General features: G+C 66.4%; 1 protein-coding gene. It reads right to left on the bottom strand.

The genetic code is table 11. The annotated features are described in order from the left end of the window. The coding region (locus tag U4012_RS35725; protein ID WP_415750434.1) for an ABC transporter permease subunit at positions 1 to 292 on the bottom strand (292 nt) is incomplete at both ends.

The raw sequence follows: 292 nt of genomic DNA, 5'->3' as shown, positions 1-292 counted from the left end.
CGAGTGCGTCTGCGACAGGTTGAAGCCGCCGACGTGCACCGGATCGATGCCCGTGATCCCCTTCGGGCCGTTGGTGATGTTCACCGGACGGTCGAGGTTGTTCATGAAGATCCGGACGATTTCACCGAAGCCGAGCGTCACGATCGCCAGGTAGTCGCCGCGCAGGCGCAGCGTCGGCGCGCCGAGCAGGATCCCGAAGGTCGCCGCCAGCGCCATCGCGATCGGCACGATGATCAGGAACGGGATGTGCAGGCCGTTCGGCGCGAGCGCCGCGATCCACTCGAACTGCGAG

It is taken from the genome of Burkholderia sp. BCC1988 (genome assembly GCF_905339895.1).
GTDB lineage: Bacteria > Pseudomonadota > Gammaproteobacteria > Burkholderiales > Burkholderiaceae > Burkholderia.
The sequence above is the reverse complement of the archived record's forward strand: the minus strand, read 5'-3'. Positions and strand labels throughout refer to the sequence as shown.